At 66.1% G+C, this 15541-nt stretch carries 15 protein-coding genes; 6 read left to right on the forward strand and 9 right to left on the reverse strand.

The window, feature by feature from the left end; all coding sequences use genetic code 11:
* Positions 1–16 precede the first annotated feature (16 nt).
* The 6 genes from ybeY to F6X61_RS17980 form a co-directional block, all read right to left on the reverse strand.
* A complete protein-coding gene (gene ybeY / locus F6X61_RS17955) occupies positions 17–490 on the reverse strand; it encodes an rRNA maturation RNase YbeY (protein ID WP_153787738.1) in 474 nt (157 codons plus the stop codon).
* Positions 483–1481, reverse strand: coding sequence for a PhoH family protein (locus F6X61_RS17960; protein WP_153787739.1), 999 nt, complete (start codon positions 1479–1481; stop codon positions 483–485). Before F6X61_RS17960 ends, ybeY begins: the two co-directional genes overlap by 8 nt.
* A 219-nt stretch (positions 1482–1700) precedes the next feature.
* Positions 1701–2246 (reverse strand): tetratricopeptide repeat protein, encoded by a 546-nt coding sequence (locus F6X61_RS17965; protein ID WP_153787740.1) that lies wholly within the window; start codon positions 2244–2246, stop codon positions 1701–1703.
* 237 nt (positions 2247–2483) lie between these two features.
* Positions 2484–3767, reverse strand: coding sequence for a glutamate-1-semialdehyde 2,1-aminomutase (hemL, locus tag F6X61_RS17970; protein ID WP_153787741.1), 1284 nt, complete (start codon positions 3765–3767; stop codon positions 2484–2486).
* A 17-nt stretch (positions 3768–3784) separates the two neighbouring features.
* On the reverse strand, positions 3785–4408 hold the full coding sequence (gene thiE, locus F6X61_RS17975) for a thiamine phosphate synthase (protein WP_153787742.1): 624 nt from the start codon (positions 4406–4408) through the stop codon (positions 3785–3787).
* A 14-nt stretch (positions 4409–4422) separates the two neighbouring features.
* Positions 4423–5220, reverse strand: a complete 798-nt coding sequence (locus F6X61_RS17980) for a hydroxymethylpyrimidine/phosphomethylpyrimidine kinase (RefSeq protein ID WP_153787743.1) — start codon at positions 5218–5220, stop codon at positions 4423–4425.
* A 264-nt stretch (positions 5221–5484) separates the two neighbouring features.
* Between F6X61_RS17980 and F6X61_RS17985 the strand changes: the two genes are divergently transcribed.
* From F6X61_RS17985 to F6X61_RS18000, 4 genes are all read left to right on the forward strand, one after another.
* Entirely contained in the window at positions 5485–7476 is a 1992-nt protein-coding gene (locus F6X61_RS17985) for a hybrid sensor histidine kinase/response regulator (RefSeq protein ID WP_153787744.1), read from the forward strand.
* A gap of 109 nt (positions 7477–7585) precedes the next feature.
* Entirely contained in the window at positions 7586–9238 is a 1653-nt protein-coding gene (locus tag F6X61_RS17990) for an acyl-CoA dehydrogenase family protein (protein ID WP_153787745.1), read from the forward strand.
* Positions 9239–9347: 109 nt separating this feature from the next.
* Positions 9348–10835, forward strand: coding sequence for an AMP nucleosidase (amn, locus tag F6X61_RS17995; protein WP_178125843.1), 1488 nt, complete (start codon positions 9348–9350; stop codon positions 10833–10835).
* A gap of 6 nt (positions 10836–10841) precedes the next feature.
* A complete protein-coding gene (locus F6X61_RS18000) occupies positions 10842–11471 on the forward strand; it encodes a pseudouridine synthase (RefSeq protein WP_153787747.1) in 630 nt (209 codons plus the stop codon).
* 72 nt (positions 11472–11543) lie between these two features.
* Here the strand turns inward: F6X61_RS18000 and F6X61_RS18005 are convergent, their stop codons facing one another.
* The 3 genes from F6X61_RS18005 to F6X61_RS18015 form a co-directional block, all read right to left on the reverse strand.
* Complete coding sequence (locus tag F6X61_RS18005; RefSeq protein ID WP_011535816.1) at positions 11544–11747, reverse strand: DUF2788 domain-containing protein; 204 nt, start codon at positions 11745–11747, stop codon at positions 11544–11546.
* Between the two features lie 53 nt (positions 11748–11800).
* Complete coding sequence (locus tag F6X61_RS18010; RefSeq protein WP_125462492.1) at positions 11801–12277, reverse strand: Lrp/AsnC family transcriptional regulator; 477 nt, start codon at positions 12275–12277, stop codon at positions 11801–11803.
* A gap of 391 nt (positions 12278–12668) precedes the next feature.
* Positions 12669–13880 carry an MFS transporter gene (locus F6X61_RS18015; RefSeq protein WP_153787748.1) on the reverse strand — a complete coding sequence of 404 codons (1212 nt, stop codon included), beginning with the start codon at positions 13878–13880 and terminating at the stop codon, positions 12669–12671.
* Positions 13881–14010: 130 nt separating this feature from the next.
* Between F6X61_RS18015 and F6X61_RS18020 the strand changes: the two genes are divergently transcribed.
* Together F6X61_RS18020 and F6X61_RS18025 are read left to right on the forward strand one after the other, a co-directional pair.
* Positions 14011–14598, forward strand: a complete 588-nt coding sequence (locus F6X61_RS18020) for a TetR/AcrR family transcriptional regulator (protein ID WP_153787749.1) — start codon at positions 14011–14013, stop codon at positions 14596–14598.
* Between the two features lie 93 nt (positions 14599–14691).
* On the forward strand, positions 14692–15498 hold the full coding sequence (locus tag F6X61_RS18025; protein ID WP_153787750.1) for a DUF6515 family protein: 807 nt from the start codon (positions 14692–14694) through the stop codon (positions 15496–15498).
* Positions 15499–15541 lie beyond the last annotated feature (43 nt).

The following is a 15541-nucleotide window of genomic DNA, read 5'->3' on the forward strand; positions in this document are numbered from 1 at the left end:
CGTGTTCCTTGCAGTGTCAGTGTGTGATTGCGTCGGTTTCGTCGTCGGCGTACGGGTCCGGGTGACCCAGTTCTGCCAGCAATTCCCGTTCCAGCGCTTCCATCTCTTCGGCTTCGTCGTCGTCGATGTGGTCGTAGCCGAGCAGGTGCAGGCAGCCATGGATGACCAGGTGGGCCCAGTGCGCTTCGAGGGTCTTGCCCTGTTCCTTGGCCTCTCGCTCGACCACCGCGACGCAGATCACCAGGTCGCCGAGCAGCGGGATGTCCAGCAGGTCGTCGGGCACGTCGGCGGGGAAGGACAGCACGTTGGTCGCGTAGTCCTTGTGCCGGTAGGTGTGGTTAAGCTCGCGGCCTTCGGCTTCGTCGACCAGGCGGATGGTCATCTCGGAGTCGGCGCTGCGCTGGCGCAAGGCAAGCTCGCACCAGCGGCGGAAGGCGGCGTCATCGGGGCTGGCAGCATCCGTGGCCCGTTGCAGATCGAGTTCAAGCATCTTTGCCGCGCGCCTCGGGCTGGGCCTGTCGGGCTTCGAAGCGGTCGTAGGCTTCGACGATGCGTTGCACCAACGGATGGCGCACCACGTCCTTGGGCTGGAAATGGGTGAAGCTGATGCCCGGTACGTCCTTGAGCACCTCGATCACATGGGCCAGGCCCGACTTGGTGCCGCGTGGCAGGTCGACCTGGGTGATGTCACCAGTGATCACCGCGGTCGAGCCGAAGCCGATACGGGTGAGGAACATCTTCATCTGCTCGAGCGTGGTGTTCTGGCTCTCGTCGAGGATGATGAAGCTGTTGTTGAGCGTGCGGCCGCGCATATAGGCCAGCGGGGCGATCTCGATCACCTGGCGCTCGATGAGCTTGGCCACATGTTCGAAGCCGAGCATCTCGTACAGCGCGTCGTACAGCGGGCGCAGGTACGGGTCGATCTTCTGGGCCAGGTCGCCGGGCAGGAAGCCGAGCTTCTCGCCAGCCTCGACCGCCGGGCGCACCAACAGGATGCGGCGCACCTGCTCGCGCTCCAGCGCATCCACGGCGCAGGCCACGGCCAGGTAGGTCTTGCCAGTACCGGCCGGGCCGATGCCGAAGTTGATGTCGTTGGCCAGGATCTCTTTGACGTAGCGTTGCTGGTTGACGCCGCGCGGGGTGATTTTGCCCTTGCGCGTGCGCAGCGAGACGCTGACTTCATTGACCGCAGGGTTGCCGATGCTCTCGACCGCGGATTCCTGGAGGTAGAGGTGGACCGTTTCCGGCGACAGTTCGCTGGCCTTGGCCTCGCGATAGAGGCGGCGCAGCAGCTGTTCAGCGGCAGAGGTGGTCTTGGGTTCGCCGATCAGTTCGAACTGATTGCCGCGGTTGCGGATCTCGATGGCCAGGCGTTGCTCGATCAGGCGCAAGTGCTCGTCGAACTGGCCGCACAGGTTGGCGAAACGGTTGGCCTCGAAAGGTTCGAGGATGAAGCGATGGGGTTGTATGGGTGCGTTCAAGGTGGTTTTTAGCCGCTCGACGGCAATGAATGTGAGCTCAAGAATAACCCTTGAGTGGCAGTGGCGAAAGCACTGAAACGATCAAGGGTCGGTACTGGCCGTGGCGGCCTCATCGCGGGGCAAGCCCGCTCCCACGTTTTGGGCTGCGCCCACGCGGGCACGAGAAATCCTTGGCCCATAGTGATCGGCATTTCTTACGGCTGTGTGATAGGGCTTCAGTCAGGGGAGGGGCGAGAACGGTGTACGCCCTTCGGCGTTCTGCAGTTCCAGCAGGTATTTGCGGAAGATCTGGCCGAGCACCTGGGTGGCATGCTCAAGCTCGTCGCGCGGCATCTGCTCGGTGACTTCGTCGGCCATGTCCAGCGCATCTTCCGCACCGTTGACCGCAGCCATCTTCAGCAGGATGTAGGCCTGCACGTTGTTGGCCTTGACCCCTTCGCCGTGGAAGAACATCGAGCCGAGGCGATACTGCGACTGGGCGTGGCCCTGCAGCGAGGCTTTCTCGAACCACTTGAGCGCTTTGTCGAGGTGACGGGGGGTACCGCTGTAGTAGAACTCGCCCAGCTCGTACTGTGCTTCGGCGTCCCCGGAGTCCGCGGTTTGCTCGCAGGCCTTCAGGGCGCTCGCCTGATCCTCCGGCGCGGCATTCAGCGTGCAGCGGCCCGTCGCTGGAATCAGCAACGAGTTACCGCCCTCCGCCAGGGCCAGCAGGGGCTGAAGAAGCAACAGGCAGCCCATGGTCAGGGCGCGGCCGGTGCGGTTCATGGGGATCGACTTACCTCTGCAAAGCTACGGCCAAGGTCTCTGGTGGCACATTATGGGATAAGCAGCGCCAACCTTACAAAGTTTTACTGGAAATTCTACACCCCGAGTGAGGGCTGCCGATTTTGCCAGTGTTTGTGAGAGGGGTCACATTCCCCGGCCTCATCGCGGGACAAGCCCGCTCCCACGCAGGGATCAAGTCACGTGGGAGCGGGCTTGCCCCGCGATCTGGCCGGCGTGTTACTTGAGTTTGGCGAAAGCCCGCTCAGCCGCATCCAGGGTGATCTGCAGCTCCTTGTCGCCGTGGGCGATGGAGGTGAAGCCCGCCTCGAACGCACTCGGCGCCAGGTACACGCCACCTTCGAGCATCAGGTGGAAGAAACGCTTGAAGCGCTCCGCATCGCTGGCCATCACGTCGTCGAAGGTGACGATGTCATCGGCGCCGCTGAAGTACAGGCCGAACATGGCGCCCGCTTGCGTGGTGACGAACGGGATGCCGGCGGCATCGGCGCGCTGCTGCAGGCCGTCGAGCATGCGGCTGGTGAAATCGGTGAGTTCGTCGTGGAAGCCTGGGCGGCTGATCAGTTTGAGGGTGGTCAGGCCGGCGGCCATGGCCAGCGGATTACCCGACAGGGTGCCGGCCTGGTAGACCGGGCCGAGCGGGGCGATGCAGCCCATGATCTCGCGCTTGCCGCCGAAGCAGCCGACCGGCATGCCGCCACCGACGATCTTGCCGAAGGTCGACAGGTCTGGGGTGATGCCGTAGTAGCCCTGGGCACCGCCGAGGGAGACACGGAAGCCGGTCATCACTTCGTCGAAGATCAGCACTACGCCGTGCTTGTCGCACAGCGCGCGCAGGCCTTCGAGGAAGCCCGGCGCCGGTGGTACGCAGTTCATGTTGCCGGCCACCGGCTCGACGATGATGCAGGCCACGGTCTGGCCAACGTCGGCGAGGGTTTTCTCGACCGCGGCGATGTCGTTGAACGGCAGCGTCAGGGTGTGCTTGGCGAAGTCCGCCGGTACGCCGGCAGAGCTCGGCACGCCCTGGGTCAGCAGGCCCGAACCGGCCTTGACCAGCAGGCTGTCGGAATGGCCGTGGTAGCAGCCTTCGAACTTGATGATGGCGTCACGGCCGGTGTAGCCACGGGCCAGGCGGATGGCGCTCATTGTGGCTTCGGTGCCGGAGCTGACCATGCGCACCATCTCCATCGACGGCACCAGCGAGCAGACCAGGTCGGCCATCTCGGTTTCCATGGCGGTCGGGGCGCCGTAGGACAGGCCGTGTTCCAGCTGTTTACGTACCGAGTCCAGCACGTCCGGGTGGGCGTGGCCGAGGATCATCGGGCCCCAGGAACCGACGTAGTCGACGTAGCGCTTGTCATCCTCGTCGACGACGTAGGCGCCTTCGGCGTGCTTGAAGAACAGCGGAGTGCCGCCGACGCTCTTGAAAGCGCGGACCGGCGAGTTGACGCCGCCGGGGATGTGCTTCTGGGCTTGGGCGAACAGGGCTTCGGAACGGGACATGGGATCTTCTCTCGAAATCAGGAAGCGAACAGGGCGTTGAAGGCGCGGGCGCGGCGGGTGACTTCCTGCGCGCTGTCGGCACCGAACAGGCCGTGGATCACCGCCAGCAGGTCGGCGCCATGGGCGACCAGCGGGGCGGCGTTGTCGAGGGTAATGCCGCCGATCACGGCGATCGGCAGCTTGACCTGGGCGCGGGCCTGTTCCAGCAGATCGACGCTGGCGGCCGGTGCGCCCGGCTTGGTGACGGAATTGAAGAAGCGGCCGAAGGCGACGTAGTCGGCGCCTTCCTTGGCGGCCTGCTGGGCAAGCTCAAGGCTGGCGTGGCAGGTGGAACCGATGATCGCCTGACGGCCGAGCAGGGCGCGGGCCGGCGTGAGCGGGCCGTCGGTCTGGCCCAGGTGTACGCCGACGCCCAGGCGCGCAGCCAGTTCGGCGTCGTCGTTGATGATCAGCTGGGTGCCGTAGCGCTCGCACAGCTTCATCAGCGCTTCGGCCTCACGCAGGCGGCGGGCGGCATCGTCGCTCTTGTCGCGGTACTGCAGCAGGCAGACGCCGCCTTCGAGTGCCGCCTCGACGTGGCTTAGGAAACGGCCGGCGAGCAGCTGGCTGTCGGTGATCGCATACAGACCGCGGAGCTTCATCGGGTGGCCTCGTGTCAGGAGCAGAAATCCAGGGGCAGGCGGCGTGGCACGTACTGGCCCTTGCCCAGTTGCTCGGCGTCACGCAGGGTGCGCCAGGTGTAGTCCAGGGCGCTGCGCACGGCGCTTTGCAGCTGCTCGCCGAGGGCCAGGCGGCCGGCCAGGGCGCTGGCCAGGGTGCAGCCCGAGCCGTGGTAGCTGCCGGGCAGGCGTTGGCAGGTCCAGGTGTGCTGCTGGCCATCGCGGCTGTACAGGCGGTTGTGGATTTCGTCCTCGTCGCCGTGGCCGCCGGTGATCAGCAGGTGCTCGACGAAGGGCAGCAGCTTGGCGGCGCATTCATCGGCGGTGCCGTCCGGCAGTTCGGCGAGGATCCGCGCCTCGGGCAGGTTCGGGGTGGCGATGGTGGCCAGCGGCAGCAGGCGCTCGCGCAGGGCGTAGCCGACCTCGTCCTTGCCCAGGCGGCCACCGCCGCCGGCGCGCAGTACCGGGTCGCAGACCAACGGCAGGTGCGGGTGGGCCTTGAGCAGTTCGGCCACGGTGTCGACCATTTCGATCGAGCCGAGCATGCCCAGCTTGACCGCGGCCACGCTGGAGTCGGCCAGCACGGCGTTGGCCTGGGCCAGTACCCACTCGCGGTCGAGCACGCGGAAGTCGGAAACGTTGACGGTATCCTGCACGGTCAGGGCGGTCACGGTCGGTGCGGCGTGACAGCCTTGGGCGATCAGGGCTTCGATATCTGCCTGCAGCCCGGCGCCACCACTTGGGTCGTGGCCGGAGAGACAGAGGACAACGGGGCGGGAGCTGTAGGTATTCATGGTCGGCGAGCTTATCACCAAACCTTTTTGTGCGGATCGGTCGCTGCGCAAGATTTGCTGATCGAATGGTCAGGATGTGTGGGGTGTTGCTTCTGTAATGCCCATTCTAGAGCTGTTTAATGCAAATTTGGTGTGGCCTCTGGCCTTGCCGGAAAGCTATGCTAGAGTGCTCGGATAATTCGATCAACGGACTCTGCCGGATCACGTCGTCTCAAAGGGAAGGGAGGCAACGCGACGCGAACGGACAGGTCATGCTGGGGCTGTATGCGCTATTTGCTGATTGTGCTTCTGGGCTGCTTGCCCCTGTTCGCCGGGGCGGTCGAATTCGACGCCAGCACCGCACGCCTGCCACTGGGCAGGTTCATGCAGGTCTACGAAGACCACGATGGCAGCGCCAGTATTGGCCAGGTCAGCGCGCCGGCCTTTGCCAGCCGTTTCCAGGCGCACCCGCACGAGGTGCTCAATGCCGGTTACTCGACCTCGGTGTTCTGGCTGCGAATCGACCTTGACTACGCCGCGCCTCCCTCCGCCGCGCCACGCCAATGGTTGCTGGAGCTGGCTTACCCGCCGCTGGATCACCTCGAGCTCTACCTGCCGGATGCCCAAGGGGTGTTTCGCCTGGCCCAGCGCACCGGCGATGCACTGCCCTATGCCAGTCGGCAGATTCGCCAGAACAACTACCTGTTCGAGCTGGCGCTCAAACCCGGGCAGGCGACCACCGCCTACCTGCGCCTGCACAGCCAGGGTTCGGTCCAGGCGCCGCTGACGCTGTGGTCTACCCAGGCGTACCTTGAAGACCAGCCCACCCGCCTGTACGTGCTGGGCATGATCTATGGCGTGCTGCTGGTGATGCTGGTCTACAACCTGTTCATCTACCTCAGCGTGCGCGATGTCAGTTACCTCTACTACATCCTCTACATCGCCTCGTTCGGCTTGTACCAGGTGTCGGTCAACGGCGCCGGTATCGCCTATTTCTGGCCGGACAGCCCGTGGTGGGCGAATGCCGCGACGCCCCTGTTCATCGGCGCTGCCGGGCTGTTCGGCTGCCAGTTCGCCCGCCATTTCCTGCAACTGGGCCGGCTCAGCCGTGGTTTCGACCGCCTGCTGATGGCACTGATGGCGGGTGGCGCGCTGGTCATGGTGCTGGCGGTGACCTTGCGTTACGGCATCGCGCTGCGCATGGCCACGGTGCTGGCGCTGTTGTTCACCGTGAGCATCTTCAGCGCAGGCCTGTATGCCTGGTGGCGCGGGGTGCGGGTGGCACGCTGGTTCATCATCGCCTGGACCGCCTTCCTGCTGGGCGGGCTGGTCAACACCTTGATGGTGCTGGGTTATCTGCCCAACGTGTTCCTTACCATGTACGCCAGCCAGCTCGGTTCGGCGCTGGAGGTGGCGTTGCTGTCACTGGCCCTGGCCGACCGCATCAACAGCCTGCGCGAGCAGCAGGCCCAGGCCCTGCGCGAGACCGGGCGCACCCTTGAGCAACTTAACCAGCAACTGGCCCACAGCAATCGCCTGAAAGACGAGTTCCTGGCCACCGTCACCCACGAGCTGCGCACCCCGATGAACGGCGTGATCGGCTCGTTGGAGCTGCTGCACACCCTGCCCATGAGCGCCGAGCAGGCCCAGTACCACCGCACGGCCGCAGGTTCCGCCCAGGACATGATGGCCATGGTCGACGACATCCTGATCCTCACCGAGCTGCAGGCCGGCCGCCTGCGCAACCACGGTGTGCCGTTCAGCCTGCGCCGCCTGCTCCAGGAACTGCGTGCCGGTTACGCCGGGCAAGCGCTGGCCAAGGGCTTGTACCTGACCCTGGATATCCCCGCCGACGTGCCCGACAGCCTGGTGGGCGATGCGCAGAAGCTCGCCCGCTGCCTGGCCTGCCTGGTGGACAACGGCCTCAAGTTCACCCACCAGGGCGGCGTGACCGTGCAGGTGCGTGGCCGGCGCATCGGCCCCGACCGGCTGGCGCTGAGCCTGACCGTCAGCGACAGCGGCATTGGTTTCGAAGACCTCGACCAGGCCGTGCTGTACCAGCGCTTCTTCCAGGTCGATGGTTCGATGACCCGGCGCTACGGCGGCCTGGGCATCGGCCTGTCGATCTGCCGCCAATTGGGCGAACTGGTTGGCGCGCAGCTGTCGCACGAGTCTACCCCGGGGCTGGGCAGCCGCTTCGAACTGAGCCTGATCCTGACCGTGGCCCAGGTGCAGGTGACTTCCAGCCGGGCGGCGACGGGGCGCAGGCGCTACTGAGGCTTGCGCAGAAAATGCTCTGCTCATCGGCAGTTTTGTCACTTTGACTGCGCTGGCTGCGGTGCTTCACTGGGTTCTCCAGGCATGAGCGGATCCAGGAGGCCCCCCGATGAACCTGCACCAGTTCGCCGAAACCCACGAAGTCACCAACCAGCCGCCGGCCCTCGACGGCGCCAACCTGTACCGTCTCGACCAGCCCTTGCAGGAATGGTCGCGGCGCTTTGGTGCCGGCTGGGCCGAGGCGCGGATCGATGCCTACGGGGCACTGGCCGGCGGCCCGCTGATGGCCGCCGGGTTCCTCGCCAATGCGCACAAACCCGAGTTCAGCAGCCACGACCGCTACGGCCACCGGGTGGATCTGGTGGAGTTCCATCCCGCCTACCACGAGCTGATGCGCACTGCGGTCGAGCATGGCCTGCCCTCGCTGCCCTGGGCCGAACCGCGTGCGGGCGCCCATGTGGCGCGGGCCTCCATGACCTACCTGCACAGCCAGGCCGAAGCCGGCACCGGCTGCCCGCTGACCATGACCTTCGCCGCCGTGCCAGCGCTGCGGCTGCAGCCGGAGCTGGCCAGCTATTGGTTGCCGAAGATCCTCGCCCGCGAATACGACCCGCGCAATGTCGGCGACCGGCACAAGGCCGGGGTGACCATCGGCATGGCCATGACCGAGAAACAGGGCGGCACCGATGTGCGTGCCAATACCACCCGCGCCTACCCTGTTGGCCAGCCTGGCCCGGGCCAGGCCTATGAGCTGGTGGGGCACAAGTGGTTCTGCTCGGCGCCCATGTGCGACGCCTTCCTCACCCTGGCCCAGACCGACAAGGGCCTGAGCTGCTTCCTGCTGCCGCGCCACCGCCCGGATGACCAGCGCAACCAGTTCTATATCCAGCGCCTGAAGAACAAGCTCGGCAACTGCTCCAATGCCTCCAGCGAAGTGGAGTTCCGCGGTGCCCTGGCGTGGATGATCGGCGAAGAGGGCCGGGGCGTGCCGACCATCATCGAGATGGTGGCCATGACCCGCTTCGATTGCATGGTTGGCTCCAGCGCGCTGATGCGCCAGGCGCTGACCCAGGCCGCCCATCACTGCGCCCACCGCAAAGTCGGCGGGCGGGTGTTGAGCGAGCAGCCGCTGATGCAGAACGTGCTCGCCGACCTGGCCCTGGAAAGCGAGGCGGCGCTGGCCTTGAGCCTGCGCATGGGCCAGGCCCTGGAGCAGCTCGACGACCCGCAGCAAGCGCATTTCGCCCGCCTGGTGACGGCGGTGGGCAAGTATTGGATCTGCAAGCGCGCGCCGGGAATGATCAACGAGGCCGCCGAGTGCCTGGGCGGTGCGGGCTATGTCGAGGACAGCATCCTGCCGCGGCTGTACCGTGAGGCACCGGTCAACTCGACCTGGGAAGGGTCCGGCAACGTTCAGTGCCTGGACGTGCTGCGGGCGCTGTCGAAGGAGCCGGGTGTGCTGGATGCGCTGTTCATCGAGCTGGGCGATGGGCATGGCGATCCACGCCTGGCGGCGTTCATCGGCAACCTCAAAGGAGCGTTTGCCGATACCGGCGACATTCAGTACCGGGCTCGGCAACTGACCGAAGACATTGCCGTGGCGTTGCAGGCCAAGCTGTTGCTCGAGGCCGGTAACGCGACAGTCAGCGATGCCTTTATCGCCAGCCGCCTGGGTGGCGGCGGGCGGGTTTATGGCGCATTGCCGCGCGGGGTGGATGTCGAGGCGCTGGTGGCCAGGGCGACGCCGGTGTGGGGCGGATAACGCCATCGCGGGGCAAGCCCGCTCCCACGATTCGAACGTTCGTGGGAGCGGGCTTGCCCCGCGAAAGGCGTGTTTTTAACCGCGAACGCAGGCAAGATGCTGAACATGCATGTCAGAAGACAGGAAGCCCAGCGTGAGCCAAGCGTTTGAAGTCGTTGATACCCCCGAACAGGCCGTCGACCGTCTGGCGGCCCTCCACGAGCAAGCCACCGGCGCCCTGAGCCAGGCCCTCAAGCGCTACCTCAAGGACCGCACCGAACCGGGCCAGGACGAGCGTGCGCTGTTCCGCTACCCGGCGCTGCGCCTGACCTACTTCAGCCAGGGTGAAGTCGCCGCCACCACCCGCGCCTACGCCAAGGTCCAGGTGGCCGGCACCTACAGTGTCACCGTCACCCAGCCCGCCGCGTTCCGTGGCTACCTGCTGGAGCAGCTGCGGCCATTGATGCACGACTACACGGTGACCGTGGAAGTCGGCGTCAGCGAACAGAACATCCCGTACCCCTACGTGGTCGACCAGGGCGATGAACTGGCCGGCAGCGGCATCACCGCCGCGCAGCTGGCGCGGGTGTTCCCCAGCACCGACCTGTCGGCCGCCACCGACAACATCGCCGACGGCCTGTACGACTGGGAAAGCGCCGAGACGCTGCCGCTGGCGCTGTTCGACGCGGCCCGTGTCGACTTCTCGCTGCGCCGCCTGGTGCACTACACCGGCAGCGACTGGCGGCACATGCAGCCGTGGATCCTGCTGACCAACTACCACCGCTACGTCGACCAGTTCATCAGCCATGGCCTCGAGCAGCTGCGCCAGGACCCACGCTTCGTGCGCATGGTCCTGCCGGGCAACGTGGTCATCGAAAAGGGCATGGACAACGGCGAGGCCCAGGCCCTGGTGGCCAGCGTGGTCTGGCACCGCTACCAGATGCCGGCCTACCACCTGATCGCCGCCGACGGCGATGGCGTCACCCTGGTCAATATCGGCGTCGGCCCGTCCAACGCCAAGAACATCACCGACCACCTGGCCGTGCTGCGCCCGCACTGCTGGCTGATGATCGGCCACTGTGGCGGCCTGCGTCAGTCGCAGACCATCGGCGACTATGTGCTGGCCCACGCCTACATGCGCCGTGACGGCATCCTCGACCGCGTGGTGCCGCCGAACATCCCGATCCCGGCCCTGGCCGAAGTGCAGCTGGCGCTGCAGGAAGCGGCGGCGCAGGTTACCGGCGAGCGTGGCGAGGAACTCAAGAAGCGCCTGCGCACCGGCACCGTGCTCACCTACGACGACCGCAACTGGGAGCTGCGCTGGGCCCAGGAGCGCCCGCTGATCAACCTGTCGCGCGCCGTGGCGGTGGACATGGAAAGCGGCACCATCGCCGCGCAGGGCTACCGGCTGCGGGTGCCGTACGGCACCTTGCTGTGTGTCTCCGACAAACCGCTGCACAGCGAGATCAAGCTGCCCGGCTCGGCCAACGCCTTCTACAACCGCGCGGTCAGCCAGCACCTGAAGATCGGCATCGCCGCCCTCGACCTGTTGCGTACCGAGCTCAACTCGCTGCACTCGCGTAAACTGCGCAGCTTCGATGAGCCGCCGTTCCGCTGAGGATCCATGCCCCTGCCACCCCGCAACACCCCGCGCCGCCCGGCGGCGCGGCCTTCCGGCCCACGTCGCCAGGCCAAGGCGCCGCCGGCCGAACCGCGCCTGATCCTGTTCAACAAGCCGTTCGACGTGCTCACGCAGTTCAGCGACGGCGAAGGGCGCGCCACGCTCAAGGATTTCATCGACATCCCCGGCATCTACCCGGCCGGGCGCCTGGACCGCGACAGCGAAGGCTTGCTGCTGCTGACCAATGACGGGCGCCTGCAGGCCCGTATCGCCGACCCCAAGCACAAGCTGGCCAAGACCTACTGGGTACAGGTGGAGGGCGAGCCGAGCGCGGAGCAGTTGCAGCGCCTGCGCGATGGCGTCGAGCTCAATGATGGCCCGACCTTGCCAGCCGAAGCCCGCTTGCTCGACGAGCCCACGCTGTGGCCACGCAACCCGCCGGTGCGCTTTCGCAAGAGCGTGCCGACGGCGTGGCTGGAACTGGTGATTCGTGAAGGACGCAACCGCCAGGTGCGGCGCATGACGGCGGCGGTGGGCTTGCCGACCTTGCGCCTGGTGCGGGTGAGGATTGGTGACTGGACGATCGAGGGGTTGGAACAGGGTTGCTGGCGGGAAGTGCCGGCGAAGCTCTGATCGCTATCGCGGGGCAAGCCCGCTCCCACATTCCCTACATTCGTGGGAGCGGGCTTGCCCCGCGATAGGTACCTAAACCCCTTCGAGAAACCCCACCACCACGCTCTTGATGATGAACGCCAGCACGCCCAGGCCCAGCACGAAGAACAGGATCAGCGTGCCGAACCGGCCAGCCTTGGATTTTTTCGCCAGGTCCCAGACGATGAAGCCCATGAAGGCGATCAGCACGGTGACGAGGACGATCATCATCCACTCTTCGAATACGGCGGGATCCATCGGTCAACTCCAGGCAGGATAAGAGCCCGATCATACGCCGGGCGCGCAGGGTTTCAACGCAGGTGGGTCAATGGCAGCTCGGTGCTGGCCAGCACCTGGTTGAGCACGAAGCTCGAACGCACGCTGGTCACGCCGTCGATGCGGGTCAGGCTGCCGAGCAGCAGCTTCTGGTAGTGGTCCATGTCCGGTACCACCACCTTGAGCTGATAGTCGGCGTCCATCCCGGTGACCAGGCTGCACTCCAGCACCTGCGGCAGGTTGCGGATCGCCGCCTCGAAGGTTTCGAAGCGCTCGGGGGTGTGGCGGTCCATGCCGATCAGCACATAGGCGGTCAGGCTCAGGCCGAGCTTCTTGCGGTCCAGCAGCGCCACCTGGCGCGAGATGTAGCCGTCGTCTTCGAGCTGCTTGACCCGGCGTGAGCAAGGGGAGGGCGACAGGCCGATGCGCTCGGCCAGTTCCTGGTTGGAGATGCGCGCGTCACGCTGCAATTCGGCAAGGATGCTCAGGTCATAGCGGTCGAGCTTGCTCATGAATAGGGCCTTTTCTGTTCGGATTGCGGCGAATTATCGATCCTGAGTGAAAAATTGCGCAAGCAGTATTTATCAGAGCAATCTTCGCAATCCTCTGCCCCCCGTGCTCGCCTATCTTTATCACCAGAATCACTGCCCGGACATCAGTCCACGGCGAGGCGCCCCAGACGGGCGCTCGCGGCCAGCCCTCCAACCGGATCGGCACGGCCCCCGGGCTACGCACTGCCCAGAAGGCGGCGCGAGGTGAGCCGGTACCACAAGTGCCGAGCACGGACGACAATTCCCGAAGGGAGGCCGCAAGGCCTCCCTTTTTTATTGCGCCTGAGGGCCCTATCGAGTGGCCCGTGGGAGCGGGCTTGCCCCGCGATGGCGTCGACAGTGTGCAGCTGTTTCAGGAATGAACAGCCGGTATATCTGCCCGCGCCACGCCCGGACACAGGCTCGCGGCCACTGCGCTCAGCAGTACCAGCAGCCCACCGGCCAGGGCGATGACGAAGCCTTGGCCGGGTGTCGTCGCATCCACCAGTTGCCCCGCCGCAGCGGCGCCCAAAGCCACGCCGACATTCAGCCCGGCCAGCAACCAGGTCAAGCCTTCGGTCAACTGCTGCGTGGCGACGCACCGCTCCACCAGGGTCATGGCGATGATCATGGTCGGGGCGAAGAACACCCCGGCCAGCAGCACTGCCCCGGCCAGCCCGGTGAGGGAGTCGACCATCAACAAGGGCAGGGTGGCCAGCGCCGTCGCCAGCGCGCCCACCAGCAGCTGGCGCGGCAGTGGCAACCGCCAGCGCACGGCGCCGAACACCAGGCCCGCCGCGCAAGAGCCGATGGCGTAGGCCGACAGCACCAGGCTGGCCGCGAAGGGTTGCCCGCGTTCACTGGCGAACGCCACGCTGACGATATCTACCGTGCCGACGATCACGCCCATCGCCACCATCAGCAAGGTCAGCCGCCGCAGGCTTGGCTGGCGCCACAGCGACCGGTTGCGCGAGGGCGTGCGATCGACATCGCCCACTGGCGGCTCACTGGCCGTCTGCAGCACCAGTGCCAGCGTGCCAAGCGCCAGCAGCGTGGCGGCGCCAACCAGCCCGGCTGCCGGCCACAGGGCCACCCCGAGCCCGATCGCCAGGGGCGGGCCGGCGATGAAACTGGCCTCGTCGAACACCGTCTCCAGCGAATAGGCGCTCTGCAACAGCGGCTGCCCGCGGTACAGGTGGGCCCAACGGGCACGGGCCATGGCCGACATGCTGGGCATGCAGCCGCTGAGCAGCGCCGCTGCGAACAACAACCAATCGGCACTGCGCAACCACGCAGCAGCGGCCAGCAACAGCAGGCCGGCCACGCTGACAAAGCTGGCCAGCGGCAGTACCCGGCGCTGCCCCAGGCGGTCGACCAGGCGTGACACCTGCGGCGAGAGCAGCGCATAGGTCAGCACGAAAGTGGCCGATACCGCCCCGGCCAGGGCGTAGCTGCCGCGTGTGTGGGACAGCAGGGTGATGATCGCGATCCCGGTCATCGGCAGTGGCAAGCGTGCCAGTAATGCTGCCAGGGCAAAGCCCCGCGTGCCGGGCAAGGCAAACAGTCGGGTGTAGGGATTAGGCATCTCGGTTCCTCCTTGAGCCCCGCCAGCTGCAAAGGGCAGAGCGGCGGAATGAATACGTACAGCACGTATGATTAAATAATCATACGATGTGAATGTAAATATTCATACGCAGTGTATGTAAGGGGGAGTGATGGTTCGCCGTACCCGCGCCGAAATGGAAGAAACCCGCGCCGCTTTGCTGGCGATGGCCCGTCAGGTCATCAGCGAACAGGGCTATGCAAACGCTTCGATGGACGATCTGACCGCCCGTGCCGGCCTGACCCGCGGCGCCCTCTACCACCACTTCGGTGACAAGCAGGGCCTGCTGGCGGCGGTGGTGGCGCAAATCGACGCTGAGATGGACGCCCGCCTGCAGGCTATTTCAGACGCGGCCAGCGACCCCTGGGAGGGCTTGCGTCAACGCTGCCAGGCCTACCTGCGCATGGCCCGCGAGCCGCAGATCCAGCGCATCGTCCTGCGCGATGCGCGGGCAGTACTGGGCGGTGCCTCGCCCGAGGCGCAACAACACTGCGTGGCTTCGCTGCAGCAACTGCTCGCCGGGTTGATCCAGCAGCAAGTGGTGGCCGAGGCCGACCCCTGGGCGCTGGCGGCGATGGTCCACGGCAGCCTGACCGAAGCGGCGTTCTGGGTCGCTCAGGGCGAGGAGGGCGATGCCCGGCTGGAACATGCACTGGTGGCGCTGGAGTTGCTGTTGCGCGGTTTGCTGGCGCGGGTGTGACGCACTCGCTGTCCGCTATTTCATCAGCCGGCCTTGTGCGGCGCGTTAGACTGCCGGCAGTACAGGCAGGGGCTATTTACTGAGAGGAACAACATGAGGTCACGCATCTGGCAGTTGGCAGGTGTTGGTTTGCTGGGCATCGGTATCAGCCTGGGCGCCTTGGCCCAAGGGCCGGGGGACGGCCCGCAGGATCCCAATGGCGGGCGTGGCTCGCCGCTCAACTCGCGGGATGAAGTGCGCCAGACCCAGCCGCCACGCCAAGGCTATTACCAGGACATCCCGCGCCGGCATGACGACAACCGTCACTGGCAAGCCGGTGGCCCCGGTCAGCGCCCGGGCGGTGATTGGTCGGGGCGGCCGGACGGCCATGGCGATGGTTGGGGCCCAGGGCCGCAGTATCACCCCGGGCATACCATCGATCGCTTCCCGGACCGCTCCTGGCAAGTGCCCTATCGCGGTCAGGACTACTACTACTCCGGTGGCTACTGGTATCGCCCCCATGGCGGCGGCTACGTTGTGGTCAGGCCGCCTTACGGCGTGCGGGTCAGCTACCTGCCGCCCTATGCGCGCGAAGTATGGCTGGGCGGCGCGTTGTTCTTCCTGGTGGCCGACACCTATTACCAGTACCAGGCCAGCAGCGCCGAGTACGTGGTGGTCAACCCGCCCACGGTGGCGCCAGCGCCGCAACCGGCAGGCGGTTACGATGTGATCGCCTATCCCCTGTACGGCCAGGCCCCGGAGCAGCAGGAGCAGGACCGTTATCAGTGCCATCGCTGGGCCGTGAGCCAGAGTGGGTTCGACCCGGCAACCGCCAGCTATGCGCCGCCGGTGAACGTGGCAGACAACTATCGACGGGCATTGGGTGCTTGCCTGGGCGGGCGGGGTTACAGCATCAACTGAGCCGGCTCCCACAGGATTACGCATTTCTTCAGAGCAGCGCGGT

It is taken from the genome of Pseudomonas sp. EMN2 (assembly GCF_009650555.1).
GTDB lineage: Bacteria > Pseudomonadota > Gammaproteobacteria > Pseudomonadales > Pseudomonadaceae > Aquipseudomonas > Aquipseudomonas sichuanensis.

What these genes read in the sequence shown, in the direction of transcription:
- ybeY (WP_153787738.1), bottom strand. Translation starts at nt 490, where the DNA reads ATGCTTGAACTCGATCTGCAACGGGCCACGGATGCTGCCAGCCCCGAT.
- F6X61_RS17965 (WP_153787740.1), bottom strand. Translation starts at nt 2,246, where the DNA reads ATGAACCGCACCGGCCGCGCCCTGACCATGGGCTGCCTGTTGCTTCTT.
- hemL (WP_153787741.1), bottom strand. Translation starts at nt 3,767, where the DNA reads ATGTCCCGTTCCGAAGCCCTGTTCGCCCAAGCCCAGAAGCACATCCCC.
- thiE (WP_153787742.1), bottom strand. Translation starts at nt 4,408, where the DNA reads ATGAAGCTCCGCGGTCTGTATGCGATCACCGACAGCCAGCTGCTCGCC.
- F6X61_RS17980 (WP_153787743.1), bottom strand. Translation starts at nt 5,220, where the DNA reads ATGAATACCTACAGCTCCCGCCCCGTTGTCCTCTGTCTCTCCGGCCAC.
- F6X61_RS17985 (WP_153787744.1), top strand. Translation starts at nt 5,485, where the DNA reads ATGCGCTATTTGCTGATTGTGCTTCTGGGCTGCTTGCCCCTGTTCGCC.
- F6X61_RS17990 (WP_153787745.1), top strand. Translation starts at nt 7,586, where the DNA reads ATGAACCTGCACCAGTTCGCCGAAACCCACGAAGTCACCAACCAGCCG.
- amn (WP_178125843.1), top strand. Translation starts at nt 9,348, where the DNA reads ATGTCAGAAGACAGGAAGCCCAGCGTGAGCCAAGCGTTTGAAGTCGTT.
- F6X61_RS18000 (WP_153787747.1), top strand. Translation starts at nt 10,842, where the DNA reads ATGCCCCTGCCACCCCGCAACACCCCGCGCCGCCCGGCGGCGCGGCCT.
- F6X61_RS18005 (WP_011535816.1), bottom strand. Translation starts at nt 11,747, where the DNA reads ATGGATCCCGCCGTATTCGAAGAGTGGATGATGATCGTCCTCGTCACC.
- F6X61_RS18010 (WP_125462492.1), bottom strand. Translation starts at nt 12,277, where the DNA reads ATGAGCAAGCTCGACCGCTATGACCTGAGCATCCTTGCCGAATTGCAG.
- F6X61_RS18015 (WP_153787748.1), bottom strand. Translation starts at nt 13,880, where the DNA reads ATGCCTAATCCCTACACCCGACTGTTTGCCTTGCCCGGCACGCGGGGC.
- F6X61_RS18020 (WP_153787749.1), top strand. Translation starts at nt 14,011, where the DNA reads ATGGTTCGCCGTACCCGCGCCGAAATGGAAGAAACCCGCGCCGCTTTG.
- F6X61_RS18025 (WP_153787750.1), top strand. Translation starts at nt 14,692, where the DNA reads ATGAGGTCACGCATCTGGCAGTTGGCAGGTGTTGGTTTGCTGGGCATC.